This window comes from Massilia psychrophila (assembly GCF_002760665.1).
GTDB lineage: Bacteria > Pseudomonadota > Gammaproteobacteria > Burkholderiales > Burkholderiaceae_D > JAFCUW01.
The window spans coordinates 81,579-107,279 of record NZ_PDOB01000007.1; the positions used below are offsets into that span (position 1 = coordinate 81,579).

Annotated in this window: 20 protein-coding genes and 2 tRNA genes; 15 read left to right on the forward strand and 7 right to left on the reverse strand. The window is 62.5% G+C overall.

Annotated features, from left to right (window positions below):
* The first annotated feature begins 16 nt into the window (after positions 1-16).
* The 9 genes from CR103_RS06685 (at position 17) to CR103_RS06725 (ending at position 11,885) form a co-directional block, all read left to right on the forward strand.
* Positions 17-364, forward strand: a complete 348-nt coding sequence (locus CR103_RS06685; RefSeq protein WP_099915227.1) for a VOC family protein — start codon at positions 17-19, stop codon at positions 362-364.
* A gap of 227 nt (positions 365-591) precedes the next feature.
* Positions 592-2,739 (forward strand): M3 family metallopeptidase, encoded by a 2,148-nt coding sequence (locus CR103_RS06690; protein WP_099915228.1) that lies wholly within the window; start codon positions 592-594, stop codon positions 2,737-2,739.
* 44 nt (positions 2,740-2,783) lie between these two features.
* Positions 2,784-4,919 (forward strand): M3 family metallopeptidase, encoded by a 2,136-nt coding sequence (locus CR103_RS06695; RefSeq protein WP_099915229.1) that lies wholly within the window; start codon positions 2,784-2,786, stop codon positions 4,917-4,919.
* 804 nt (positions 4,920-5,723) lie between these two features.
* Complete coding sequence (locus tag CR103_RS06700; protein ID WP_099915230.1) at positions 5,724-5,936, forward strand: VF530 family protein; 213 nt, start codon at positions 5,724-5,726, stop codon at positions 5,934-5,936.
* A 13-nt stretch (positions 5,937-5,949) separates the two neighbouring features.
* Positions 5,950-6,294, forward strand: coding sequence for a DUF4404 family protein (locus tag CR103_RS06705; RefSeq protein WP_099915231.1), 345 nt, complete (start codon positions 5,950-5,952; stop codon positions 6,292-6,294).
* Positions 6,295-6,419: 125 nt separating this feature from the next.
* Positions 6,420-8,705, forward strand: a complete 2,286-nt coding sequence (locus CR103_RS06710; RefSeq protein WP_099915232.1) for a YgiQ family radical SAM protein — start codon at positions 6,420-6,422, stop codon at positions 8,703-8,705.
* Between the two features lie 507 nt (positions 8,706-9,212).
* Entirely contained in the window at positions 9,213-10,355 is a 1,143-nt protein-coding gene (locus CR103_RS06715; RefSeq protein WP_229442829.1) for a GGDEF domain-containing protein, read from the forward strand.
* 160 nt (positions 10,356-10,515) lie between these two features.
* Positions 10,516-10,968, forward strand: coding sequence for a hypothetical protein (locus CR103_RS06720; protein WP_099915234.1), 453 nt, complete (start codon positions 10,516-10,518; stop codon positions 10,966-10,968).
* Positions 10,965-11,885: a DUF2145 domain-containing protein gene (locus CR103_RS06725; protein ID WP_229442830.1), complete on the forward strand. Its 921-nt coding sequence runs from the start codon at positions 10,965-10,967 to the stop codon at positions 11,883-11,885. The genes CR103_RS06720 and CR103_RS06725 overlap by 4 nt, the downstream gene beginning before the upstream one ends.
* On the opposite strand, the gene CR103_RS06730 is transcribed toward CR103_RS06725, so the two are convergent.
* The 4 genes from CR103_RS06730 to CR103_RS06745 form a co-directional block, all read right to left on the reverse strand.
* Positions 11,882-12,511, reverse strand: a complete 630-nt coding sequence (locus CR103_RS06730) for an ABC transporter ATP-binding protein (RefSeq protein ID WP_099915235.1) — start codon at positions 12,509-12,511, stop codon at positions 11,882-11,884. The genes CR103_RS06725 and CR103_RS06730 overlap by 4 nt on opposite strands.
* Positions 12,502-13,575, reverse strand: coding sequence for a hypothetical protein (locus tag CR103_RS06735; RefSeq protein WP_099915236.1), 1,074 nt, complete (start codon positions 13,573-13,575; stop codon positions 12,502-12,504). Before CR103_RS06735 ends, CR103_RS06730 begins: the two co-directional genes overlap by 10 nt.
* Positions 13,576-14,017: 442 nt before the next feature.
* Positions 14,018-14,094: transfer RNA gene (locus CR103_RS06740), tRNA-Asp, on the reverse strand.
* Between the two features lie 45 nt (positions 14,095-14,139).
* Positions 14,140-14,215: transfer RNA gene (locus tag CR103_RS06745), tRNA-Val, on the reverse strand.
* A 170-nt stretch (positions 14,216-14,385) separates the two neighbouring features.
* On the opposite strand from CR103_RS06745, the gene CR103_RS23970 reads away from it, so the two are divergent.
* The 3 genes from CR103_RS23970 to CR103_RS06760 all read left to right on the forward strand — a co-directional run bounded on the left by CR103_RS23970 (position 14,386) and on the right by CR103_RS06760 (position 17,047).
* The gene (locus CR103_RS23970) at positions 14,386-14,988 is read left to right on the forward strand and encodes a hypothetical protein (RefSeq protein ID WP_180279302.1); all 603 of its coding nucleotides are present in this window, start codon (positions 14,386-14,388) and stop codon (positions 14,986-14,988) included.
* A complete protein-coding gene (dinB, locus tag CR103_RS06755) occupies positions 14,985-16,061 on the forward strand; it encodes a DNA polymerase IV (protein ID WP_099915237.1) in 1,077 nt (358 codons plus the stop codon). Before CR103_RS23970 ends, dinB begins: the two co-directional genes overlap by 4 nt.
* A gap of 89 nt (positions 16,062-16,150) precedes the next feature.
* Positions 16,151-17,047 carry a recombination-associated protein RdgC gene (locus CR103_RS06760; RefSeq protein ID WP_099915238.1) on the forward strand — a complete coding sequence of 299 codons (897 nt, stop codon included), beginning with the start codon at positions 16,151-16,153 and terminating at the stop codon, positions 17,045-17,047.
* A gap of 103 nt (positions 17,048-17,150) precedes the next feature.
* On the opposite strand, the gene CR103_RS06765 is transcribed toward CR103_RS06760, so the two are convergent.
* Positions 17,151-17,636, reverse strand: coding sequence for an asparaginase domain-containing protein (locus CR103_RS06765; RefSeq protein ID WP_099915239.1), 486 nt, complete (start codon positions 17,634-17,636; stop codon positions 17,151-17,153).
* Between the two features lie 140 nt (positions 17,637-17,776).
* Here CR103_RS06765 and CR103_RS06770 point away from each other — a divergent pair, with 140 nt between their 5' ends.
* Entirely contained in the window at positions 17,777-18,529 is a 753-nt protein-coding gene (locus tag CR103_RS06770) for an L-asparaginase (protein ID WP_099915240.1), read from the forward strand.
* A gap of 51 nt (positions 18,530-18,580) precedes the next feature.
* On the opposite strand, the gene CR103_RS06775 is transcribed toward CR103_RS06770, so the two are convergent.
* Positions 18,581-19,570 carry a D-2-hydroxyacid dehydrogenase family protein gene (locus CR103_RS06775; protein ID WP_099915241.1) on the reverse strand — a complete coding sequence of 330 codons (990 nt, stop codon included), beginning with the start codon at positions 19,568-19,570 and terminating at the stop codon, positions 18,581-18,583.
* Positions 19,571-19,942: 372 nt separating this feature from the next.
* Between CR103_RS06775 and CR103_RS06780 the strand changes: the two genes are divergently transcribed.
* On the forward strand, positions 19,943-21,808 hold the full coding sequence (locus tag CR103_RS06780) for a phosphoenolpyruvate carboxykinase (GTP) (protein ID WP_099915242.1): 1,866 nt from the start codon (positions 19,943-19,945) through the stop codon (positions 21,806-21,808).
* 94 nt (positions 21,809-21,902) lie between these two features.
* Here the strand turns inward: CR103_RS06780 and uvrA are convergent, their stop codons facing one another.
* On the reverse strand, positions 21,903-24,764 hold the full coding sequence (uvrA, locus tag CR103_RS06785) for an excinuclease ABC subunit UvrA (protein WP_099915243.1): 2,862 nt from the start codon (positions 24,762-24,764) through the stop codon (positions 21,903-21,905).
* A gap of 394 nt (positions 24,765-25,158) precedes the next feature.
* On the opposite strand from uvrA, the gene ssb reads away from it, so the two are divergent.
* Entirely contained in the window at positions 25,159-25,659 is a 501-nt protein-coding gene (gene ssb, locus CR103_RS06790; protein WP_099915244.1) for a single-stranded DNA-binding protein, read from the forward strand.
* The last annotated feature ends 42 nt before the right edge of the window (positions 25,660-25,701 follow it).

The following is a 25,701-nucleotide window of genomic DNA, read 5'->3' on the forward strand; positions in this document are numbered from 1 at the left end:
GAAAGGCTGGTTGACGATGGCAATGCGCGACAGCGAAGAAAGCGCCATCGTTCACCTGGTCGGCGACGACGGCGCGCATGCCGGCAGTACCATCGGCGCTCTCGACCACATCGCGTTTGGCGCCAGCGGCATTGGCGAACTGCACGCGCGCCTGGAGCACTCCGGGATTGCGTTCCGTGAGCGCACGGTAGCGGACACCGGGGTGCACCAGGTGTTTGTAAAAGATCCCGATGGCGTGACGATCGAACTCAATTATGCCAATGCTGCCGACGTCGGCGTCTGCAATTTTTCACTGACCGACAAAGAGTCGGTCGAAGGCGTGTTTAGCGCCGCGCGCCCCTGCCTGCGCCGGGCAGGGCGCTGATCTTGCAGACGGTTCACCCGCTGGCCGCATCGACCGACGCGCCGCCGTGGTATTTCCGCACCTTGGAGAGCTGGGTGCGCTTGTACGCGAGCAGCGGACTGCGCATCGAGGACCTTGTACGGCGTCGATCGCGCCGTGACGACCGCAGTCGACCCTGATATGATCGTGCGCTCAACTGTTGCCGCTTACCCAGCGCCAGCTTTTCCCAAGCACCCGTGAAAGATGCCATGACTCGTCCACACCTGCTGATCGTTGCCGCCAGCCTCGCCCTGATCCAACCGTCGTTCGCCGCACCCGTTGCGCCTGCCGCTGCTTCAGCTGCCGCGCTGGAGGCGTCGAACCCGTTCGCCAAAGTCAGTACACTGCCGTTCCGCTATCCCGCCTTCGACAAGATCAAAGACGCGCATTTCCTGCCGGCCTACGCCGCCGGCATGCGCGCGCAGCTGCGCGAGATCGACGGCATCGCCAACAACCCGAAGCCGGCCAGTTTTGAGAACACGGTGGTGGCGATGGAGCGCTCCGGCCAGCTGCTCACGCGGGTGTCGGCCACGTTTTCGAATTTGCAGGGCGCCAACACCAACGACACGTTAGATGCGATCGACCGCGAAATGTCGCCCAAGCTGGCGGCGCACAACGACACCATCTTTCTCAATCCGAAGCTGTACGCGCGCGTCAAATCGCTCTACAACAAGCGCGCCAGCCTGGGCCTCGACGCCGAGTCGGCCTATCTGCTGTTTCGCTACAACGAGGACTTCGTGCGCGCCGGCGCCAAGCTGTCGGCGCCCGACAAGGAAAAGTTAAAAGCATTCAACGGCGAAATCGCCACCTTGCAAACCACCTTTACCCAGAACGTGCTGAAGGAAATCAACGCGTCGGCACTGGTGGTCGATACGCGCACGGAGCTGGCCGGCATGTCGGAGGCGGCCATCGAGGCGGCGGCGGCCGAAGCGAAAAAGCGCGGCAAGGACGGCAAGTTTGTCGTCGCGCTCGGCAACACCACCGGCCAGGCGCCGCTGGCCGTATTGACCAACCGCGCCGTGCGCCAGCGCCTGATGGCGGCGTCACTGGCGCGCGGCAGCCATGGCGGCGAGTTCGACAACCGCACAGTCGTGCCCCGCCTGGCCAAGCTGCGCGCTGAACGCGCCGCGCTGCTCGGCTATCCGACGTATGCGGCCTACTCGCTGGAAAACCAGACCGCGAAAGACCCGGCCGCCGCCAACAAGCTGCTGGCCGAACTGGCCAAGCCGGCCGTGGCCAACGCGCGCAAGGAAGCGGCCGAAATCCAGAAGCTGATCGACGCTGACAAAGGCGGCTTCCAGGTGACGGCGGCCGACTGGGATTTTTACTCCGGCAAGGTGCGCGCCAAGCAGTTCAATTTCGACGAGAGCCAGTTGAAGCCATATTTTGAGCTGGACAACGTGCTGACCAACGGCGTGTTCTTTGCCGCCGGCAAGCTGTACGGCCTGACGTTCAAAGAGCGCAAGGATTTGCCGGTGTACAACCCGGACGTGCGCACCTTCGACGTGTTCGACGCCAACGGCAAGCAGTTGGCCATTTTTATTGCCGACATGTACGCGCGCAGCAACAAGAACGGCGGCGCGTGGATGAACGAATACGTCTCGCAGTCCGCACTGATGGGCACGCGCTCGGTGGTCGCCAACCACCTGAATATCCCGAAGCCGCCGGCGGGCGAACCGACCCTGCTTACCTACGATGAAGTCAAAACCACGTTCCACGAATTCGGCCACGCGTTGCATGGCATGTTTTCGAACGTGAAGTACCCGCGCTTCTCCGGCACCAACGTGCCACGCGACTTCGTCGAGTATCCATCGCAAGTAAACGAGATGTGGGCGGTGTGGCCAGAAGTGCTGGCCAATTACGCCAAACATTACAAGACCGGCGCGCCGATGCCGAAGGAATTGCTCGACAAGGTACTGGCGGCGAAGAAATTCAACCAGGGTTACATGACCACCGAATATCTCGCCGCGTCGCTGCTCGACCAGCGCTGGCACCAGCTGACGCCGGCCCAGGTGCCAACCGACGTGCTCGCTTTTGAAGCGAATGCCCTGAAGGAGGCCGGCGTCGACTTCGCCCCGGTGCCGCCGCGCTATCGCACGACGTATTTTTCGCACAGTTTTTCGGGCGGCTATTCGGCCGGATATTACGCCTACCTGTGGGCCGAGAAACTCGACGCCGACACGGTCGAATGGTTCAAGGAAAACGGCGGCCTGCAGCGCAAGAACGGCGATTATTTCCGCAAGACGATGCTCTCGCGTGGCGGTACGGTCGATGCGATGGACATGTTCCACAACTTCCGCGGGCGCGATGCGAAGATCGCGCCGCTGCTCGAGCGCCGCGGCTTGACGGCCAACTAAGCGCCACAAATTATCGGTATTCCAACAATTAAAATTATAAAACCATGATCCGCCCACAAATCTTGCTGATCGTCTCAGCACTCGCAATGCCGCTCGCCTTTGCTGCCCCCATTGCTGCCCCCGTTGCCGGGTTCGACGCTGCCAATCCGTTTGCCAAATCGAGCGCATTGCCATTCCAGTACCCCGCCTTCGACAAGATCAACAACGAAGATTTTGCGCCCGCCTACTTTGAGGGCATGCGTGCGCAAGCGGCGGAAATCAACACGATCGCCAACAACCCGAAACCGGCCACGTTCGACAACACGATCGTGGCAATGGAACGCTCGGGCCGGCTGCTGGCGCGTGTTTCCAGTGTGTTCGGCAACTTGTCCGGCGCCAATACCAACGAGACGCTGCAGGCGCTCGACCGCGACCTGGCGCCGAAACTGGCCGCCCACAGCGACGCCATCCGCCTGAACCCGAAACTGTTCGCGCGCATCAAGATGCTGCACGACAAGCGCGCCAAGCTGGGCCTGGACGCCGAATCGGCTTACCTGCTGGAACGCTACAACACCGATTTCGTGCGCGCCGGCGCGCGCCTGTCGGCGTTTGATAAGGACAAGCTGAAAGCGTATAACGCCGAACTGGCGAGCCTGCAGACCACCTTCAGCCAAAACGTGCTGAAGGAATCGAACGCCTCGGCGCTGGTGGTCGACACGCGCGTGGAACTGGCCGGCATGTCCGACAAGGCGATCGACGCCGCCGCCTCTGAGGCGAACAAGCGCGGCTTGGCCGGCAAGTTCGTGGTGCCGGTCGTCAACACCAGCGGCCAGGCATCGCTTGCCGTGCTGACGGACCGCAGCACCCGCTTGCGCCTGCTCGAAGCATCGCTCGGCCGCGGCAGCCGGGGCGGCGATTTCGACAACCGCGCCATCATCGTCAAGCTGGCCCTGCTACGTGCCCAGCGCGCCGCCCTGCTTGGCTACCCGAGCCATGCCGCCTACATGCTGGAAGACCAGACCGCGCGCGACACCGGCGCCGTCAACAAGCTGCTGGGCGAATTCGCCAAGCCAGCGGTCGCCAACGCGCGCAAGGAAGCGGCCGAGATCCAGACCATGATCGATGCCGACAAGGGCGGCTTCCAGGTCGGCGCCCACGACTGGTCGTTTTACAGCGACAAGGTGCGCGCGGCGCGCTTCGCTTTCGACGAAGCGCAGCTGCGCCCTTATTTCGAGCTCAACAGCGTGCTGACCAACGGCGTGTTTTTCGCCGCCGGCAAGCTGTACGGCCTGTCGTTCAAGGAACGCCGCGATCTGCCTGTGTACGATCCCGACGTGCGCACCTTCGACGTGTTCGACGCCAACGGCAAACAACTGGCGATCTTCATCGCCGACTTTTATGCGCGCGGCAACAAGCGCGGTGGCGCATGGATGAACGCCTATGTCGGCCAGTCGCGCCTGATGGGCACGCAGCCGGTGATCGGCAACCACCTGAACATTCCCAAGCCGGGCGCGGGCGAGCCGACGTTGCTGACGTACGATGAGCTGCGCACGCTGTTCCACGAATTTGGCCACGCGCTGCACGGCATGTTCTCCGACGTGAAATATCCGCGCTTCTCCGGCACCCGGGTGCCGCGCGATTTTGTCGAGTTCCCATCGCAGGTGAACGAAATGTGGGCGGTGTGGCCTGAAGTGCTGAACAACTACGCTAGGCATTACCAGACCGGCGCGCCAATGCCACAGGAGCTGCTCGACAAGGTGCTGGCCGCCAAAAAATTCAACGAAGGCTACCGCACCACCGAGTACCTGGCCGCGTCGATTCTCGACCAGCGCTGGCACCAGGTCGGCGTCAGCCAGGTGCCGACCGATGTGCTCGCGTTCGAAGCGGCCGCGCTGAAGGAGGCCGGCGTCGATTTCGCGCCGGTGCCGACGCGCTACCGCAGCACCTATTTTTCGCACGTGTTTTCGGGCGGCTACTCGGCCGGCTACTATGGCTACCTGTGGGCCGAGAAGCTCGACGCCGATACGGTCGAGTGGTTCAAGGAAAACGGCGGTCTCACGCGCAAGAACGGCGACCGCTTCCGTAAAATGCTGCTCTCGCGCGGCGGCACGATGGATGCGATGGACATGTTCCGCGCGTTCCGCGGGCGCGACGCCAAGATCGAGCCGCTGCTGGAAAAGCGCGGGTTGACGGCGCAGTAGGGGCTGGTCTACAAAATGGGATCCCCGCGTGCGCGAGGATGACGGCTCAAAAACCGTCGTCCTCGCATGCGCGGGGAATGGCGGCTCAAAAACCGTCGTCCTCGCATGCGCGAAAATGACGGCTCAAAAACCGTCGTCCTCGCATGCGCGAGAATGACGGCTCAAAAACCGTCGTTCTCGCGTGCGCCAGGATGACGGCTCAAAAACCGTCGCCCTCGCGTGCGCGAGAATGACGGCTCAAAAACCGTCGCCCTCGCGTGCGCGAGAATGACGGCTCAAAAACCGTCGTCCTCGCGTGCGCCAGGATGACGGCTCAAAAACCGTCGTCCCGGCGTGCGCCAAGATGACGGCTCAAAAACCGTCGTCCCGGCGTGCGCGAGGATGACGGCTCAAAAACCGTCGTCCTCGCATGCGCGGGAATGACGGCTCAAAAACCGTCGTCCTCGCATGCGCTAAGATGACGGCTCAAAAACCGTCGTCCTCGCATGCGCGAGAATGACGGCTCAAAAACCGTCGTCCTCGCATGCGCGAGAATGACGGCTCAAAAACCGTCGTCCTCGCATGCGCGATAATGACGGCTCAAAAACCGTCGTCTTCGCATGTGCGAGAATGACGGCTCAAAAACCGTCGCCTCCGCATGCGCGAGGATGACGGCTCAAAAATCGTCGTCCTCGCGCATGCGGGGACCCAAGTTCAGCATGCGTTTTCCACCGCACGCTACGTTTCCACCGGTGCGCTTGTACATCCAGACTGCACCGTATGGGTATATACTTTCCCACAACAACCACAGGAATCCCTGCTGCAATGAGTGACCAGGATTTACACGGCATCACCCTAGAATCCATCCTGACCCGGCTGGTTGATCACTACGGCTGGGACCAGCTGGCCAAGCGAATCGACATCAACTGTTTCACCAGCGACCCGAGCATCAAATCGAGCCTGAAGTTCCTGCGCAAGACGCCATGGGCGCGCATTAAGGTGGAAGCGTTGTATTTGCAGACCCAGTTCACCCAATAAAGCGAGAACTAGCATGTTGAACGAGAACGCATCGAACCTGAAGCAGCATTTGAAGACCTTGCATGCCGACTTGGCCAGCACGGGCGAGGTAGACGGCGAGTTGACGGACCTGTTGCGCCAGCTCGACAGCGACATCAAGACCTTGCTCGAGCGCCGTCAGCAGGATGATGCCGGCCAAGCCGGCACAGTTGGCACAGTCAGCACCGCCAGTACCGAGGGCGGCGAGGGCGCCGAAAGCACCACCTACGGCCTGGCCGAACGCTCGCAGGAAATCACCGCCAAGTTTGCCGCCAGACACCCGCGCCTGGAACCGGCCCTGCGCGAACTGGGCACGATGCTCGCCAACATGGGCATATAGCGACTCGGCGTCGCCGTCAGACCTGAACAAGTTATTGATATTTAAGCAGTTTTTAGTTCTTCGGGGGCAACGGAAACGACCGGCCGACAAGCTGGCGGCAGCGTTTTCCGGTACAATGCTGCCCAATGAGCTCCCCAATCAACCTGTTTGCGACCGTCCCGAAGCGCTCTAGCCGCGCTGCCGTTGCCCCTTTCCTGCCGATGTCGCGCGCCGAGATGGACGTGCTCGGCTGGGATGCGTGCGATGTCATCCTCGTCACCGGCGACGCCTATATCGACCATCCGAGCTTTGGCATGGCGCTGGTCGGCCGTCTGCTCGAAGCGCAAGGTTTTCGGGTCGGCATCATCGCCCAGCCGGACTGGCTGTCGGCCGAGCCGTTCCGCGCCCTCGGCAAGCCAACGCTGTATTTCGGCGTTACCGCTGGCAACATGGATTCGATGGTCAACCGCTATACGGCCGACCGCAAGATCCGCTCCGACGACGCCTACACGCCCAATGGCGAGCCGAACAAGCGGCCCGACCGCACCGTGACGGTGTACGCCCAGCGCGCGCGCGAAGCGTATCCGGATGTGCCGGTCATCATCGGCTCGATCGAAGCGTCGCTGCGCCGCATCGCCCATTACGATTACTGGTCGGACAAGGTGCGCCGCTCGGTGCTGCCGGACTCGAAGGCCGATCTGCTGCTGTTCGGTAACGCCGAACGTGCACTGGTCGACCTGACGAACCGCTTGGCCGCCGGTGAAAACATCAGGGATATCCGGGATTTGCGCGGCACCGCCTTCATGGCCCCAAGCGGCTGGCTGCCTGCCGACGACTGGACGGTGGCGAACTCGACCCGGGTGGATGTGCCCGGCAAGGTCGACGCCCATCCCGATCCGTACGCAATGGCGCAGGAAGACAAATCCGCCTGCGCCACCGACAACAACGCCGCCGCGCCGGAAGTGGTGAAGCCGATCCGCATCATGTCACGCGAAGAGCGCCTCGCGCTGGCGAAGGAAATACACAACAAGACCGTGGTGCGGCTGCCGGCCTACGACGTCGTCAAGGACGACCCGGTGATGTACGCCCACACCTCGCGCGTGTTCCACCTCGAATCGAATCCCGGCAATGCGCGCGCGATGGTGCAGGCCCACGGCGAACGCGACGTCTGGCTGAACCCGCCCCCGCTGCCGCTGGCGATGGACGAGATGGACGGCGTCTACGACATGAATTATGCCCGCGCCCCGCACCCGAGCTACGGCAAGGCAAAAATTCCCGCGTGGGACATGATCCGCTTCTCGGTCAACATCATGCGCGGCTGCTTCGGCGGCTGCACCTTTTGTTCGATTACCGAGCACGAGGGACGCATCATCCAGAGCCGCAGCGAACCGTCGATCCTGCGCGAAATCGAGCACATCCGTGACAAGACGAAAGGTTTTACCGGCACCATTTCTGACCTGGGCGGGCCGACTGCCAATATGTACCGGCTGGCGTGCAAGGAAAAAGCCATCGAGGAATCGTGCCGCCGCCTGTCGTGCGTGTACCCGACCATCTGCATCAACCTCGGCACCGACCACAGCAAGCTCATTTCGCTGTACCGCAAGGCGCGCGCAATCCCCGGTATCAAGAAGGTGCTGATCAGCTCGGGCCTGCGTTACGACCTGGCGGTGCGTTCGCCCGAGTATGTCAAGGAACTGGTGACCCACCACGTCGGCGGCCTGCTCAAAATCGCGCCTGAACACACCGAAGAAGGCACCTTGTCGAAGATGATGAAGCCGGGCATCGGTGCCTACGACGAGTTCAAGGCGATGTTCGACAAGTACTCGCTGGAAGCGGGCAAGAAGCAATACCTGATCCCGTATTTCATTGCCGCCCACCCTGGCACCACCGACACCGACATGCTGAACCTGGCACTGTGGCTGAAAAAGAACAATTTCAAGCTCGATCAGGTGCAGACTTTCATGCCGACGCCGATGGCGATGGCGACCACCATGTACCACTCGCGCAAGAATCCGCTCAAAAAAGTGACCGCCGATTCCGAGATCGTCGAGACCGCAAAGAGCGGCAAAATAAGGCGCGCCCACAAGGCCTTCCTGCGCTACCAGGATCCGGCCAACTGGCCGATCCTGCGCGAGACGCTGGTCAACATGGGCCGCGGCGACCTGATCGGCAATGGCGACAAGCACCTGGTGCCGAGCTGGCAGGCGTCGGAAGACGGCGGCCTGGCGGCGGGCGAGCGCAAGCGCCAGACCGCGGGCGCCGGCACGCTCGACAAGTTCGTCGCGGCGCCGAAGCGGGCCACTGCGCGATCGACCGCGCCGACGCCGTTCATCGCACCCGAGTCGACGGTGCGGCCGTCGATTTTGTCGACCATCAGGAGCAAGCCGAAGGCGGCGGCGCCGGTGGCGAAGGCGCGCGGCGGACGCAAGTAAGCGGCACTGGAATGCCGAAAGGCGATTCCGACGCGTCAATTTGAGGGAAGCAACTTTCGTACGCAAGAATCGGGCTTTACCGCACAGGTACCGACTTGGTTCCCCGCGCAAGCGCCAACCTGTGCCCGCATTGTTGCAATTCGCTGAAAAAGCGTCGCCACCGTCGTTTCCGCCCATTGCCGGGAACGACGCATGATTGAATCTTTCAACGATGTGAGCTCAGTCTGGCGCGCATCTGGCGACCCAATTTCGCCGTACGGCCATTAACGCCATTTCCCTCAAGACCTCGTCCTGCAACACTTGCTCGACTAAAAAATCCCACTGGCACCCCAAAATCCGTGTAATATAGTTCTCCTGTGCAACAGTCTTGGTTGTTCATATACTATTCTGAGACCTTGTCCACCGCTTAGCCAGGCACAACGTTGACGGCTGATTTTGCTGAGAAAAAAGTACGGTGCGTGCCGCACTATCGACGAGGGACGGGCAGTGATCGATATCAGAACCTTTATGCTGGTGCTTGCCATCGGCAACTTCGGCTTTGCCTTGCTGATGGCCGGCTACGCCCGCACTGCGACCGCCAATCCGGCTATGCGGGTATGGGCCTGGGCCAAGGCGGTGCAGGGCTGTGCCCACCTGCTCACATGGCTGCGCCCGGACCTGCCTTATGCGGGCGTCGTCATCGCCGCCAACACCACCCTGATCCTCGGCAGCGCGTTCGAGGTGGCTGCCTATTGCACCTTCCTCGGCTTCGCCAACTGGAAAAAATGGCTGTACCCGTTTTCGGCGCTGGCGCTGCTGGTGGTTCACGGCGCGCGCCTGGGCCATGCCTCGTCGAACGAGCTGACGGTGCTCATCTCGGGCGTCATCGCCGCGCTCAGCGGCGCGATGGCGTGGATCCTGCTGCGGCCAGGCGCCAACCGCTCGTTGCTGCGGCGGGTGATCGGCATCAACGACGGCGTCTTCGCCATCGTGATGGGGGCGCGCGCCTATGCCGCCGCCGTCAACAGCGACATGTCGGTATTCACGCCAGGTGCGGTGCAAACCGCCACCTTGCTCGCCGCCTACCTGCTGATGATCGTCAACGGCTTCGGCTTCCTGCTGCTGTGTAAGGAACAGGACGACCAGGAGATGGCGCTGCTTGCCACCATCGACAGCCTGACGGGCCTGGTCAACCGGCGCGCTTTTTTCGAGCGCACCGACAGCGCGCGCCTGCTGGCGACCCGGCTGCATAGTCCGATCGGACTGATGATGATCGACATCGACCACTTCAAGCGGCTCAACGACCGGTTTGGCCACGCCACCGGCGACGAGGCCTTGCGCGTGTTCGCCGCCACCGCGCAGCAGACGCTGCGCGACCATGACATCATGGGCCGGCTGGGCGGCGAGGAATTCGCGCTGGTGCTGCCAGGCACTGATATCGAAGGCGCCACCCAGGCCGCCGAGCGGCTGCGCCAGGCCGTGTCGGCGGCGCGGCTGCCGACCAGCGACAACCAGTACGGCATTACGGTCAGCATTGGCGTGGTGGCGATCGATCCGAACGAACACATCAACTCGGCACTGGCACGCGCCGATCGCGCGCTGTACGCCGCCAAGAGCGGCGGGCGCGACCGTATAGTTGTCGACGAGCCGCGGCTGCGGGTGGTCGGCTGATGTTAGCTGATGCCGGCGCACCACACTATCGTCACACCATTGTTACCCCTTCGCGCCAAAATATCGGATGAAATACGCGCCCGGCCGCGCTCCCTGTTATATTCGTTCGCATCCCCGCTCAGTTAGCACGGCAAGCAACCCATTTGACCCAAGGATTCTTATGACCACTTCGACCATCCTGCGCGGTGCCATCGTCGCCGCCGCCCTCGGCCTCGCCATGCAGGCGCATGCCGACAGCACCTCGTCCGCCTCCAGCGCCGGCTCCGCCTCCAGCGGCAGCGTATCGGATTCGCTGGCAGGGTCGAGCAACAGTTCGAAGGGCGACGACCGCCGCGCCGACGGCAACTACCAGATCATCGACATCGACCATACGCCGGGACGGGCCGGCAGCACGCGCGTGGCCATGCAGGCGGGCGATCCGCAGCAACGCATCGTGCTCGACCTGCCGGAAGAGGTATTCGCCAGGCAGGGCTTGACGCGCGGCGACTTCGTGCACGCCAAGAACCGCTCGTACGGCCTCGAATTCGCCCGCGCCGACACGCGCGAAGCGTTCTTCCTGGTGCTCGAAGACACTGTCTACAAGGACCTGGCGGCGCGCAAAGTAGCGTTGTGAGATTAACCGCCGCGCTTATTCTGGCGGCATCGTTGGCGTGCGGCGGCGCACAGGCCCGGTCCGGCGCATCCGGTGCATCTGGCGCGCCGGCGATGTCGGCGTTTTGCGACCGCAGCGTGGCGCTGTCGGCCGGCCAGCAAGACAAATTGCTGCGCTTTGCCGGCGTGGTGCGCGAAGAACTGGGCAACGCCGATGCCGCGCTCGTGAGCCGGTCCGGACTTGACCTGTCGCGCTTCCAGATCCGCTATTCGCACGCTGCCGTGGCCTGGCGCGACGGCGCCGGCAGCTGGTCGGCGCGCCAGCTCTACTATGCGTGCGACGAGCGCCGCCCACGCATCTTCGATCAAGGCCTGGCCGGTTTTACGATGGGGATCGACGACCCTTCGCTCGGCTACATCACGATCGTGCGGCTGCCGCCGGACGCCGCCGATGCACTGCGCCGCGCCGCCCTCGATACGCCGCGCGCGCTGCACCTGCTGGCAGCCGACTACAGCGCCAACGCCTATCCGTTCAGCCTGCGCTACCAGAACTGCAATCAGTGGGTAATCGAGTTGCTGGCGATGGCGTGGGGCGACCTGGCCGACGGCATCGACCTGCGCGAGCGCGCCCAAGGCTGGTTGCGCGGCGCCGGCTACGCCCCCGAGCCGGTCGCGGTCGGCTCACGCCTGCTGATGCTCGCCGCCCCTTTCATCCCCTTCATCCACCTCGACGACCATCCGGCGCCTGAACGCGATGCCATGCTGCTGCGCGTCAGCCTGCCGTCGACGATCGAGGCGTTCGTGCACGCGCGCCTGCCAGGCAGCGAGCGCATCGAACTTTGCCACGATGGGCGGCAGGTTGTCGTGCATCGCGGGTGGACGCCGATTGCGGCTGGGTGTAAGCCGGGCGAGGGCGATCGCGTGGTACTGCTCGATTAGGCCTGCAGGCCCAAGTCGAGCATGCGCGCGACGGGCAGCTGCGGATCGAGGTGACTGGTGAGCACGATGCACGTCTCCTGGGCCGCTGCGCGCCGTTCCAGTTCGCCGCGCAGGTGCGCCATGCCAGCCGCATCGAGTCCGTTGAACGGCTCGTCGATCAGCAGCAGCGTCACCGGCAAAGCCAGCGCCAGCGCCAGCTGCAGCTTCTTGTGCTGTCCCAGCGACAGTGTGGTGATCGCCTGCGGCAGCACCTCCATGATGCCGAATGCGGCCAGTTGCGCATCGAGCGCGTGGGTTGATGCCGCAGGATACAGCGCCAGGTGCAGGCCGAGCCATTCCGCCACCGTCAGCCAGGGCAGGTCGGCACTCTCGTGGCCGCAATAAAAGCTGCGCAGGCGGTAGGCGAGCGGCGCCTGCGCGCTGTCGACGCCGCCCAGCACGATCGTGCCGGCGTTTGGCGCCAGCGCCCCTGCAAGCAGCTTGAGCAAGGTAGTCTTGCCTTTGCCGTTGGCGCCGCGCAGCCAGGTAATGCCCGGCGCCAGCGCCAGTGAAAAGCCGGCGAAGACGGGGCGCGTATCGAAGTGAAAACCCAGGCCATCGACCTTCAACATTGTGTTCAAATCCATATTTCGCTTCCTACCGCAGTCAGTACGACGATTGATGTAACCACCAGAGCCACCCGCCCGCGCGGATTGAATCGGGGGATCGCCACCAGCAGCAAAGGCGCCAGCACGCCGAGCGCAAGATAGGCGCGCCCTGCCTGACGATGCCAGAGGCCTTGACTCCATCCCGCGCCAAACAGCAGCGCCAGCACCAGCCCAACCGGCGCCAGCGAAAAAGCGCGCGCCCATAGTTCCAGTGCGCCGCGGCGCAGCGGCCACGCCGCCATGACAGGTCGCAATATGCCAAGCTGTTCGCGCACTGCCTTGTCGCCGCGGTCGGCCAGCAGAACCAGCGACGCGCTCGCAACGACATCGAGCACGCCGCGCGCGAGGCCGGCCGGCGCCATCATCCATGCCAAGGCGCTGGCCAGCGCGCCAGCCAGCAGCGCCGACTGCTGCCAGCCAATGACGTTATCGCCGCGCCAGAATGGCAACCAGAACAGGCGGTGCCAGAAGCAGGCGGTACGCCATCGCCACTGAGCGCGGCGGGGCGCGGCAGCAAGCGGGCGCATGCGTGAACTTGGCCGCGGGCCGCGCGCGCGAAATGTCAACATGACGGCCGCACAAACCCAAGTCACAAGGAAGGAAAACACGATGGCGGGCAGCGCGCGGCCAGGCTGCAGCCAGTCGGGTCCCTGATGCATCCAGATTGCGCCCGACACCACGTACGCCAGCGCGAGCGGTCCGGCCAGCATGCCGGCGACGAGGGCATCGGCCGCCAGGGCGGCGCGCGGTGGGATCGGCAGCGGATGCAGCGCGCGCACCACGTCTGGCGGCAGCAGGCGCCGGCGCAGCAGGAACACCGGCAAGCTCATGGCCAGTCCATGCGCGAACAGCAGCGGGATCGACTCGAACAGGGGAAGGGCGCTTGCTGCCATGGGCGGCATGGCGATCAGTGCGAACAGGCCGACCAGCACCTGGCCGAACACCAGCAGGACGATTTCGCCCGAGCTTTTGACGCTGGCGATAAAGTCGACCAACGCGTGCCGCGCCAGCCGGATCCGAAACGTCACGTATGCGTGGGCCAAGGTGTGCCGATCTGAAAAAGTTCAAGAGATGTCACTGCGCGACTTCCCGCGCCATCATGGATCCATACACGGCATGAATGCGACGCACGGTTTGCCGTGGCAGTGACGCATTATGGATCCCCGCTGCGCGAGGACGACGTAATTTTGCACGTCTGGACGGAACTCGCCTACCTGCGGCAGGCCGCCGATTCGCTTCGAGCCCCAAGCCGTGCTCCCCGCAGGGGGAGCACTCCGGTACCTATATATAAAGAAAAAGCCCCGACAAGCGGGGCTTTTTCTTTGATGCTGGCGGAGCGGACGGGACTCGCCTACCTGTGGCAGGCCGCCGAATCGCTTGCAAGCGATTCGCTTCGAGTCCCAAACCGTGCTCCCCGCAGGGGGAGCACTCCGGTACCTATGTATAAAGAAAAAGCCCCGACAAGCGGGGCTTTTTCTTTGATGCTGGCGGAGCGGACGGGACTCGAACCCGCGACCCCCGACGTGACAGGCCGGTATTCTAACCAACTGAACTACCACTCCGTATTACTCTGATCGGTACCACAGATCATGATGCTGTTTCTGATTTGGTGGGCGCTGAGAGGCTCGAACTCCCGACCTAAGCCTTGTAAGGGCTCCGCTCTACCAACTGAGCTAAGCGCCCGCACACTTCATTTCAGATCCTGCATCAGACGTTTGTCACCACGTCTGAAGAGGCCCGAACTATAGCGAGTAATTGCGCGCCGCGCAAGGGGTTTTTTACCGAGGCCGGTTTTTCATGGTGTGATCGCCGCCACGACTGTTGTATGGAAAAGGCCATCAATTATTATCAGCTTGCAATTCCCGGCCGAGCTGGCTGAAATTGGCGACAATTACGTCGACAACTACGCCGGCACCGCCTTCGCTGCCAAGCGTAATGAACTCGACGGCTACAACGAGCACGCCGAGCGATCGCAGCTGCCGTACACGCCAAACGCCGCCGTAAGCGCGCTGTTCAACGTGCACCAGCGCAGCGTCGACGACTTCGACGTCAGGAACCAGCAACTGACGGTCGTCGGCGGCAACTCGAACGTCAACCGCCTGATCAACGCCGCCAAGACCCACGGCCGCGGCGCCGAGCTCGATGTCGAAGCCTACGTCAGCAGCGACTTCAAGGTCAGCTTGGGAGGCAGCTACAACGCCACCGAAATTCGCGACGCCAGCCTGTCGGTCAACAAGTTCTTCCTGTACCAAGCGCTTACGTTCACCGGCAAGCCGCTGACTGAACGGCTTCACCAACGAGCTGCGCGCGGCCGGCATCCAGTTCAAAAGCAATTTTTAAGCGATAGCCTTTTTTGTTGGGATTACTCTTTGCTGGGTTGTTCCCCAGCGTCGGTATTGCAACAAATCACGTTTCAGTCAATACTGTATGCATTTACAGTAGTTGTGACCGCGTGAACGCTCCAGCCCGAAAAATCATTCATTGCGATTGCGACTGCTTTTACGCTGCCGTCGAGATGCGCGACGACCCGTCGCTGCGCGATTTGCCGGTGGCCGTCGGCGGACGCGCTGACCAGCGCGGCGTTGTCGCTACCTGCAACTACGAGGCGCGCCGCTACGGCATCCATTCGGCGATGGCGACCGCCCAGGCGAAAAAATTGTGTCCGGAGCTGGTGATCATTGCCCCGGCGATGGAAAAATACCGCATCGCGTCGCGCCAGATTTTGGCCATCTACAACGATTATACGGACCTGGTCGAGCCGCTGTCGTTAGATGAGGCCTATCTCGACGTCTCCGGCTCGCTCCACTGCAAGGGCAGCGCCACCCTGATTGCCCAGGAAATTCGCGCGCGCATTTTCGCCACCGTCGGCATCACCGCCTCGGCCGGCGTGGCGCCCAACAAGTTCTTGGCGAAAATTGCCAGCGACTGGAACAAGCCTGATGGCCTGTTCCTGGTGCGGCCAAGCGAGGTCGATGCGTTCGTCGCCGCGCTGCCGGTAAAAAAGCTGCATGGCGTCGGCAAGGTCACCGCCGCCAAACTGAACCAGCTGGGGGCGCAGACCTGCCGCGATCTGCGCAGCTGGAGCTTGCAAGACCTGCAGCACCATTTCGGCAGTTTCGGTGCCCGCCTGCACGACCTGTGTCGCGGCATCGACGATCGCGACGTGTCGAACTCGCGCGAACGCAAGTCGGTCAGCGTCGAGGAAACGTATACGCCGGACGTCCCCGACTTGCCGGCTTGCCTGGCCCTGCTGCCGGAATTGCACGATAACCTGTGGGCGCGGATTGAACGTTGCGGGGCGCAAAAAAACGTCAACAAGCTGTTCGTCAAGCTGCGCTTCGCCAACTTTACCCAGACGACAGTCGAGTGCGTCGGGCGCGCGCCAAACGTGGCGCAATTCGAGAAATTGATGGAAACCGGATTTGCCCGCGGCAACCAGTCGGTACGTCTGCTGGGCGTCGGCGTGCGCCTCGGCGACGCCGAAACTGTCGAGCAGATGAGACTGTTCGAAGACGGCCTTGTCGATTAGCCACACGCTCGAAATTGCGCCGGATCGGGCGGACTCGAGCGTGTAAAATGTCGTTTCTCTGCAATGCTGAAACAATCGGATATCAAACTATGTGGTTCAAGAATCTTCAGATTTACCGCCTGCCAGCACCGTGGGCATACACACCGGAACAATTGGAAGCGGCGCTCGCGCCACAAAGTTTTGTGCCTGCCACCAGCAACGAACTGCTGCGCCAGGGCTGGGATACGCCGCGCCCGAACGGCGGCCTGGTCCACGTCGTCAACAAGCAGATGCTGATCCTGCTGGGCACCGAGAAGAAGCTGCTGCCGAGCTCGGTAATCAACCAGGTCGCCAAGGCCAAGGCGGCCGAGCTGGAAGAAGCGCAAGGTTTCGCTCCGGGCAAGAAAGCAATGAAAGAACTCAAGGAACGCGTGGCCGACGAACTGCTGCCACGCGCGTTCAGCATCCGCAGCAACGTGTTCACCTGGATCGATCCGGTCAACGGCTGGCTGGTGGTCGACGCTGCCAGCCCGTCCAAGGCCGACGAGGTCATCAAGCTGCTGCTGAAAGCGGTCGACAAGCTGCCGCTCGAGAGCCTGCGCGTGCAGCGCTCGCCCGTGGCGGTGATGACGGCGTGGCTGGAAACGGACGAGGCGCCGGTCGGCTTCACCGTCGACCAGGATACCGAACTGCGCGCCACCGGCGAGAGCCGTGCCGCGGTGCGTTACGTCAAGCACGCACTGGAAGTCGATGACATCCGCCGCCACATCGCCGCCGGCAAGCAATGCACCCGTTTGGCGATGACGTGGAACGACAAAATTTCGTTCGTGCTCACCGAATCGCTGGCGATCAAGGGCATCAAGCCGCTCGACGTCATCAAGGAAAGCGACACCTCGACCCGCAACGACGAAGAACGCTTCGACAACGACATGATGCTGATGACGGGCGAATTGTCGAAGATGATGGGCGACATCGTCGAAGCCCTCGGCGGCGAAGCAAAAGCGTAACAACGCGCATCAAAAAAACCGGGTCAGACCCGTTTTTTAATAATAAAAATGGGGTCGGCGCCAAATAAAAATGGGGTCTGACCCCATTTTTATTTGGCCCTTTTTAGAGCGGCTGAAACACGCCCGCGGTGCGGTTTTTCGTCACCTTGTCCCACCCAAACACCTGTCCGTTCATCGCCACGTACACCCCTGGCGGCAAGACCTGCGCGACGCCGCTGGCGAACCCGAGATTGAACAGCGCATCCGAGTTGGCGATTTCGTACGGGATCATCGCGCCGGTCAGTACGATCGTCTTGTCCAGCGCGGCTGGACCGAGCACGCCAGCCGTTTCGCGCATCGTGTCGGTTCCGTGGATTATGACGATGGCGGGTTCGGCGCAAGCACGGCACGACGCCAGTACGCGCTGGCGGTCGGCGTCCATCATGTCGAGCGAGTCGAGCAGCGGCAATTGTTCGAGTGCGACCGCAATCGTCATGCGCGTGCGCGCCAGCGCAGCCGGCAGGTGGCTGTCGGCGAAGCCAAGCGTGCCCGTCAGTTCGTCGTAATGTTTGTCGAAGGTGCCGCCGGTGGCGATGATGCGCAAATTCATAATGGTGTGGAGGTAGATGAAGAAAAGTGTTCAATGATAGCGGGTACCACAGCCGCTGTCGAAAAACACAGATTGGCTGTATCCGCTAGAATCTCTGTCAGCGCTTCAGACCACTTGGCTTTTTTTGCACGCATTCTTTGATGAAAACCGTCGCCCCCGGAACTGTTATTTTTCACCGCCACCGCGGCTACGGCGTGATCACCCACGTCAACCTGCTCACCGGCTGGATCAGCGCGCGCTTTGGCAGCGAAGCGCGCACCCTCGACCTTAACCTGTCGACCGACGACGTCCAGCACGCCGACGGCGAGGCGATCCTGTTTCGCCGCGCGCCGCCCGACCGCATGCCGCACGCGCGCCTGATGGCGATGGTGCGCGCGCTGCACCAGGCCGGCTACGAAAAGCTGTATCTGTATTCCTGGCCGAAACCGTCCGGGCTGCACTGGCGCTGGCACCTGTTTACCGGAAAGCGCGACTGGATGCAGCGGCCGTGGCGCGAAGGCTGGTACGGCTCGGGCGCCGATTACAACGTCAACCCGGTCATGGGATGGGGCGATACTCCCGGCGCCACCACCGACGAACTGGTGACGGCGCTGGCCAAATTTGATCCGCAAGGCCTGGCCCAGGCCCTCGGGCGCGACGAGGACCACACCGCGTGGTTCGAAACCGTCTGCGCGGCGCTGCTGCCTGGCTACATGTATAGCCTGGACATGGAACGCGCCACCGCCGATGGCTTGCGCGAGACGCCGCCGGTGCCGGTGATTGCGGTGCGCGCCAGCGTGCAGCCGTATTCCGGGCCGCAACTGAGCTGGCCGCCGGGATGGGCCGGCCTGTGGACGCGCGCCCACGTGATGCCCGCGCCGAAAATCATTATTACCGGTGAGCCGGTCAGGTGAATCTGCCTAGACCGTCGTCCCCGCTGCGCGACAACGACGGTCTACAGTAAATTACTGCCCCAACGCCTCCGGATTTAAAATCCCGCTCGGCTTGCCTTCGGCAAAATTGACGATGTTGCGGAACGCCGCCTCGAAATACAGCTCGTAACTGTCGCGCTCGACGTAGCCCAGGTGCGGCGTCGCCAGCACCGTCGGCATGCGCAGCAGCGCCGCGCCGGGCGCCAGCGGTTCGCTGGTGAACACGTCGAGCGCCGCCCAGCCTGGATGCCCCTGCGCCAGCGCCGCCTCCAGCGCGCCTTCTTCCACCAGCTCGGCGCGGCTGGTGTTGACGAACAGCGCCGTCTGCTTCATCCGCGCGAGGTCGGCGGCGGTAACGATGCCGCGCGTTGCCTCGCTTAGCCGCAGGTGCAGCGTCAAGACATCGGCCCGCTCGAAGAAATCCTCGGTTGATGCCGCCGCCTGATAGCCGTCGGCGCTCGCCGCCGCCAGGCTCGCCGCGCTGCCCCACACCATCACGTGCATGCCGAACGCCTTGCCGTAGCCGGCGATGAGCTTGCCGATCTTGCCGTAGCCCCAAATCGCCAGGGTGCGGCCTTTGAGCACGCTGCCCAGGCCATTGAGGGCAGGATTGATCGACGCGCTCTGCCACAATCCATCTTTCAGGTTGCTTGCGTACGGCACGATCTTGCGGCTGGCCGCCATGATCAGTGCCCACGTCAGCTCGGCCGGCGCCACAGGCGAGCCGACGCCTTCGGCAATAGCGACGCCGCGTTCGGTCGCCGCGGCGACGTCGATATGGCCGGCCACCTTGCCGGTCTGCGCAATGAGCCGCAAGTTCGGCAGCCGGGCCAGCAGGGCGCTTGAGATGGCGCTGCGCTCGCGGATCAGCACCAGCGCCTCGAACGGCGCCAGCCGGATCGCCAGTTGGCCGAGCCCGCGGGTCGAACTGTTGAACACCTTGACGTCATGCCCTGCCAGCAAGGCGAAGCAGTCGAGGGAGCGCACAGCATCCTGGTAATCGTCGAGGATAGCTATTTTCATTTTGATTGGCAGGTAAATAACAAAAGTTTGTAGGTAAATAACAAAATATGAACGCGGGGAAATAGGTTACTACATTAGTCAACTATTATTACTACAAATTTGGCGCTTTGCCGTTTTAATCACGGTTTTGGAGGTGTACAATCGCCCCACATTTTGGGAATCAAGCCTTGGATGCGACGCCTCTTACGCCTACCGTACGACGTGATTGCAAACGCGGCCAGCTTCCCGGCACCGGTTTTCCATTCGCCCGCGCACCCGCCGGGCAGGCGACACGACCGTCGAATCGCCGGCCATTGTTGTCCGGATGGCCAGGGGCGCAAGCCAGGCTGATGGCGGTCCCGACCACAATTCTTTATTGCATTGGAGGTAGATATGAACCAGCCCGTCATGCGCGGTGTTTCCGCACTGAACGCCCCAGCTTACATTAAACATCAGAAGCTCATTAATTGGGTGGCGGAAATCGCGGCGCTTGCCAAGCCCGACTGCGTCTATTGGTGCGACGGCTCGCAGGAAGAGTACGACCGGCTGTGCGCCGAGATGGTTGCCGCCGGCACCATGAAACGGCTCGATCCCGCCAAGCGCCCGAATTCCTTCCTCGCCTGTTCCGACCCGACCGACGTGGCGCGTGTCGAAGACCGCACCTATATCTGTTCCGAAACGAAAGAGCAGGCCGGGCCGACCAACAACTGGATGGCCCCGGCCGAGATGCGCGAAACCTTGCTCGGCCTGTTCGACGGCTGCATGGCCGGGCGCACGATGTATGTCGTGCCGTTTTCGATGGGCCCGATCGGTTCGCCCATCGCCCACATCGGCGTCGAACTGTCCGACTCGCCTTACGTCGCCGTCAACATGCGCATCATGACGCGCATGGGCCGCGCCGTCTACGACGTGCTGGGTGGCGAGGGCGACTTCGTGCCGGCCGTGCACAGTGTCGGGGCGCCGCTGGGCGCCGGCCAGCAGAGCGTCCCCTGGCCTTGCAACGATACCAAATACATCGTCCACTTCCCCGACACGCGCGAGATCTGGTCATACGGCTCCGGCTATGGCGGCAACGCGCTGCTCGGAAAAAAATGCTTCGCGCTGCGCATCGCCTCCCACATGGGCAACCAGGAAGCGCGGCAGGGCGGCTCCGGCTGGCTCGCCGAACACATGCTGATCCTCGGCGTCGAATCACCCGAAGGCAAGAAGCACTACGTCGCGGCAGCCTTCCCTTCGGCCTGCGGCAAGACCAATTTCGCCATGATGATCCCGCCGGCCAGTTTCAAGGGCTGGAAAGTAACCACCATCGGCGACGACATCGCCTGGATCAAGCCAGGCGCCGACGGCCGCCTGTATGCGATCAATCCGGAAGCCGGCTACTTCGGCGTCGCGCCCGGCACCAACGAGCAGACCAACTACAACTGCATGGCCTCGCTGCGCCAGAACACCATCTTCACCAACGTCGCGCTGACCGACGACGGCGATGTCTGGTGGGAAGGTTTGACCCGCGAGGCGCCGGCCCACCTGATCGACTGGCAAGGCAAGGATTGGACGGCGCAATCGGGCACCAAGGCGGCCCATCCGAACTCGCGCTTTACGGTGACGGCAACGCAAAATCCGGTGCTCGACCCAGCATGGGACGATCCGGCCGGCGTGCCGATTTCCGCCTTCATTTTCGGCGGCCGCCGCTCCAGCACGGTGCCGTTGGTGACCGAAGCGCGCAACTGGGTCGAAGGCGTGTACATGGCCGCGACGATGGGTTCCGAAACCACCGCGGCGGCCGCCGCCAAGGTCGGCATCGTGCGGCGCGATCCGTTCGCCATGCTGCCCTTCATCGGCTACAACATGAGCGACTACTTCCGCCACTGGCTCGACATCGGCGCCAAGGCAGGCGCCGACAATCCGGCCGCGCTGCCGAAAATTTACTGCGTCAACTGGTTCCGCACCGATGAAGAAGGAAAATTCGTCTGGCCGGGTTTCGGCGACAACGTGCGCGTACTGAAGTGGATGCTGGACCGCGTCGACGGCAAAGCGGGCGGGGTCGACAACCTGTTTGGCATCACGCCGGCATTCGGCGACCTGAACCTGGAGGGGCTCGATTTCACGCGCCAGCAGTTCGAGACCATCACGTCGATCGACCGCGACGCCTGGAAAGACGAAGTCAAACTGCACGACGAGCTGTTCGACAAGCTGGCGTATCACTTGCCGCAGGAATTGGTCGATATCAGGCAGGCGCTGGAGGCAAGGCTGGCGAGCTAGAAAATTGCCGTCGTCCTGGCAAACGCGGTCCCCGCTTTCGCCAGGACGACGTTTATATTGCGCCAGCCTGAAGGCAACGTGCTCGCGCTTCTCCCTACTTCAGCAACGGCCCCAAATACTTCCCCGTCACGCTCTCGGGATTGTCCGCCACTTCCTCCGGCGTGCCGCTGGCGATAATTTTACCGCCGCCGGCGCCGCCTTCCGGTCCCAGGTCGACAACCCAGTCGGCCGTCTTGATGACGTCGAGATTGTGCTCAATGATGACGAGCGTATTGCCCTGGTCGCGCAGGCGGTGGATGACCTTGAGCAGCAGGTCGATGTCCTGGAAGTGCAGGCCGGTGGTCGGCTCGTCGAGGATGTACAGGGTGCGTCCCGTATCGCGCTTGGACAGCTCGAGCGACAGCTTGACGCGCTGCGCTTCGCCGCCCGACAGCGTGGTCGCGCTTTGTCCCAGCTTGATGTAGCCGAGACCGACGTCCAGTAGCGTTTGCAGTTTACGCGCGATGACCGGTACCGGTTTAAAAAATTCGTGGGCGTCTTCCACCGTCAGGTTCAGCACCTCGGTGATGCTCTTGCCCTTGTAATGAACCTCGAGCGTTTCGCGGTTGTAGCGCTTGCCGTGGCAGACGTCGCACGGCACGTAGACGTCCGGCAGGAAGTGCATCTCGACCTTGATGACGCCATCGCCCTGGCACGCTTCGCAGCGTCCGCCCTTGACGTTGAACGAGAAGCGCCCGGCGCTGTAGCCGCGCTCCTTTGCCGTCGGCACCGTCGAGAACAGGTCGCGGATCGGCGTGAACAGGCCGGTGTAGGTGGCCGGATTGGAGCGCGGCGTGCGCCCGATCGGCGCCTGGTCGACCGAGATCACCTTGTCGAAGTGTTCCAGTCCGCTGATCGAATCGTGCGCCGCCGGCTCGGTTTGCGATCCATACAAGTGGCGCGACAGCGCCGGGTACAAGGTGTCGTTTACCAGCGACGACTTGCCCGAGCCGGACACGCCCGTCACGCACGTCATCAGGCCGACCGGCAAATTGAGCGATACTTTTTTGAGGTTGTTACCGGTAGCGCCGGTGATCACCAGCTGCTTGTCCGGGTTGGCGACGTGGCGCTTCTTCGGCACCGCGATTTTTAAAGTGCCGTTCAGGTATTTTGCCGTCAGCGATTTTTTGTTCTTGAGAATCTGCGCCAGCGTGCCTTCGGCGATCACTTCGCCGCCATGCGCGCCGGCGCCCGGGCCCATGTCGACGATATAGTCGGCGGTGCGGATCGCGTCTTCGTCGTGTTCGACGACGAGCACGGTGTTGCCGATGTCGCGCAGGTGTTTGAGCGTTTCGATCAGGCGGTCGTTGTCGCGCTGGTGCAGGCCGATCGACGGCTCGTCGAGCACGTACATGACGCCGGTCAGGCCCGAGCCGATCTGCGAAGCCAGCCGGATGCGCTGCGCTTCGCCGCCGGACAACGTATCGGCGCTGCGGTCGAGCGAGAGGTAATCGAGGCCGACGTTATTCAAAAATTTCAGGCGCGAGATGATTTCCTTCACCACGCGGTCGGCGATTTCTTTTTTCGCCCCCTTGAGCGTAAGTTTTTCGAAATAATCGAGGCATTCGCGCAGCGGCTTGTTGGCCACCTCGTAGATCGCGCGCTGCTGCTTGCCGGCGCCGAGTTTGACGAAGCGCGCTTCCACCCGCAACCGCGCGCCGTCGCACGACGGGCACTGCTTCTCGTTGATGAACTTGGCCAGTTCTTCCTTGACCGCCATCGAATCGGTTTCGCGGTAGCGCCGCTGCAGGTTGACGCTGACGCCTTCGAAGGTATGTTCGCGGATCACGGTGCGGCCGCGCTCGTTGACATAGGTAAACGGGATCGAGGTCTTGCCGGAGCCGTTCAGCACCGCCTTTTGCGACGCCTCCGGCAGCTGCTCGAACGGCGTGTCGATATCGAATTCGTAGAATGCCGCCAGGTTCGACAACATCTGGAAGTAGAACTGGTTGCGCCGGTCCCAGCCCTTGATGGCGCCGGAGGCCAGCGACAAATTGGGGAAGGCGACGATCCGCTTCGGATCAAAAAACTCGATGTGGCCGAGGCCATCGCACTCCGGGCAGGCGCCCATCGGATTATTGAACGAGAACAGGCGCGGCTCGAGTTCCTGCAGCGAATAGCCGCAGACGTTGCAGGCGAACTTGTTCGAGTAGACGTGCTCGATCGCGCTGCCTTCTGCTGCCTGGTCCATCTCCAGCGCGACGGCGCGTCCATCGGCCAGGCGCAGCGCCGTCTCGAAGCTTTCGGCCAGGCGCTGCTTGATTTCAGGGTTGACCTTGATCCGGTCGATCACCACGTCGATCGTATGCTTCTCCGCCTTTTTGAGGGTCGGCATGTCGTCGATCTCGTAGATCTTCGCTTGCGCCGTGCCGCTCTGGATCCGGAAGCGCACGAAACCTTGCGCCTGCATCGACGCGAACAGGTCGGCGTGCTCGCCCTTGCGGTTGGCCACTACAGGCGCCAGGATCATCAGCTTGGTACCATCGTCGAGCGCCAGCACCGCGTCGACCATCTGCGACACCGTCTGCGCGGCCAGCGGATGCTCCGGGTGATTCGGGCAGTAGGGCGTGCCGACGCGCGCGTACAGCAGGCGCAGGTAGTCGTGGATTTCGGTGACGGTGCCAACCGTGGAACGGGGATTGTGCGACGTCGCTTTCTGCTCGATCGAGATGGCCGGCGACAGCCCTTCGATCAGGTCGACGTCGGGCTTTTCCATCAGCTGCAAAAACTGGCGCGCGTAAGCCGACAGCGACTCGACGTAGCGGCGCTGGCCTTCGGCGTACAGCGTGTCGAAAGCGAGCGAAGACTTGCCCGAGCCGGACAGGCCGGTGATGACGGTCAGCTTGTTGCGCGGCAGGTCGAGGTTGATGTTCTTGAGGTTGTGCGTACGGGCGCCACGGATGCGAATTTGTTCCATGAATCTAAATGGCTTTCAAATGGTTTGCGAGGCCGGCGCACGTGACTGCAAGCGTTGAGCGGGCCAAAAATTGGGATAGCCTTCTACTATAGCTGGTTTTATTTTTCGTCGTAATTCACGGCAAAGTCAAACACAGCTATTTCGCCCGGCAGGGCAGGCACCAGGGTGGGCTGGCAGGTTAGCAGGGTACGGGCTTGTGACTCCACGCTTAGTTGGGTTGGATCAACGGCGTTGCAATGACAAATGCGTCAGGAGTTCAAAATAAAATTGGGCGGGCGAAGGTAGCAAACGTGGTCAAGTGCAGCGATAATAGCGTGTGTTCAAACGCACACCGATATCCCTGGCGCTTAGTCAAGTGCAGAGCCAGGGTCCAATAAATTCAGAGGAGCATCACATGGCATCTGTTAACAAGGTCATTATTGTCGGCAACCTGGGCCGCGACCCGGAAATCCGCTACATGCCAAGCGGCGACGCGATCGCCAACATCGCCGTCGCCACATCGTACAAGTCGAAAGATAAAAACACCGGCGAGCAGAAAGAGCTGACCGAGTGGCACCGCATTTCCTTCTTTGGCCGCCTGGCCGAGATCGTCGGCCAGTACCTGAAAAAAGGGTCGTCCGTCTACGTCGAAGGCCGGCTGCAAACCCGTAAATACACCGACAAGGACGGCGTCGAGAAGTACGCGACCGAAATCGTTGCCGAGAACATGCAGATGCTGGGCGGACGCCAGGGCATGGGCGACGCCGGCGGCGACGATGGCGGCGGCTACGAAAACAGCGCCCCGAGCCGTCCACAGCAGCAAGCGCCACGCCAGGCTCCGCCTGCGCCGGCCGCCCGTCCGCAGCCGAAGCCGGCGCCGAATTTCTCGGACATGGATGACGACATCCCGTTCTGACGAGCACTTTCAAGATCGTGTCAATAACCCCAACTAAAACCC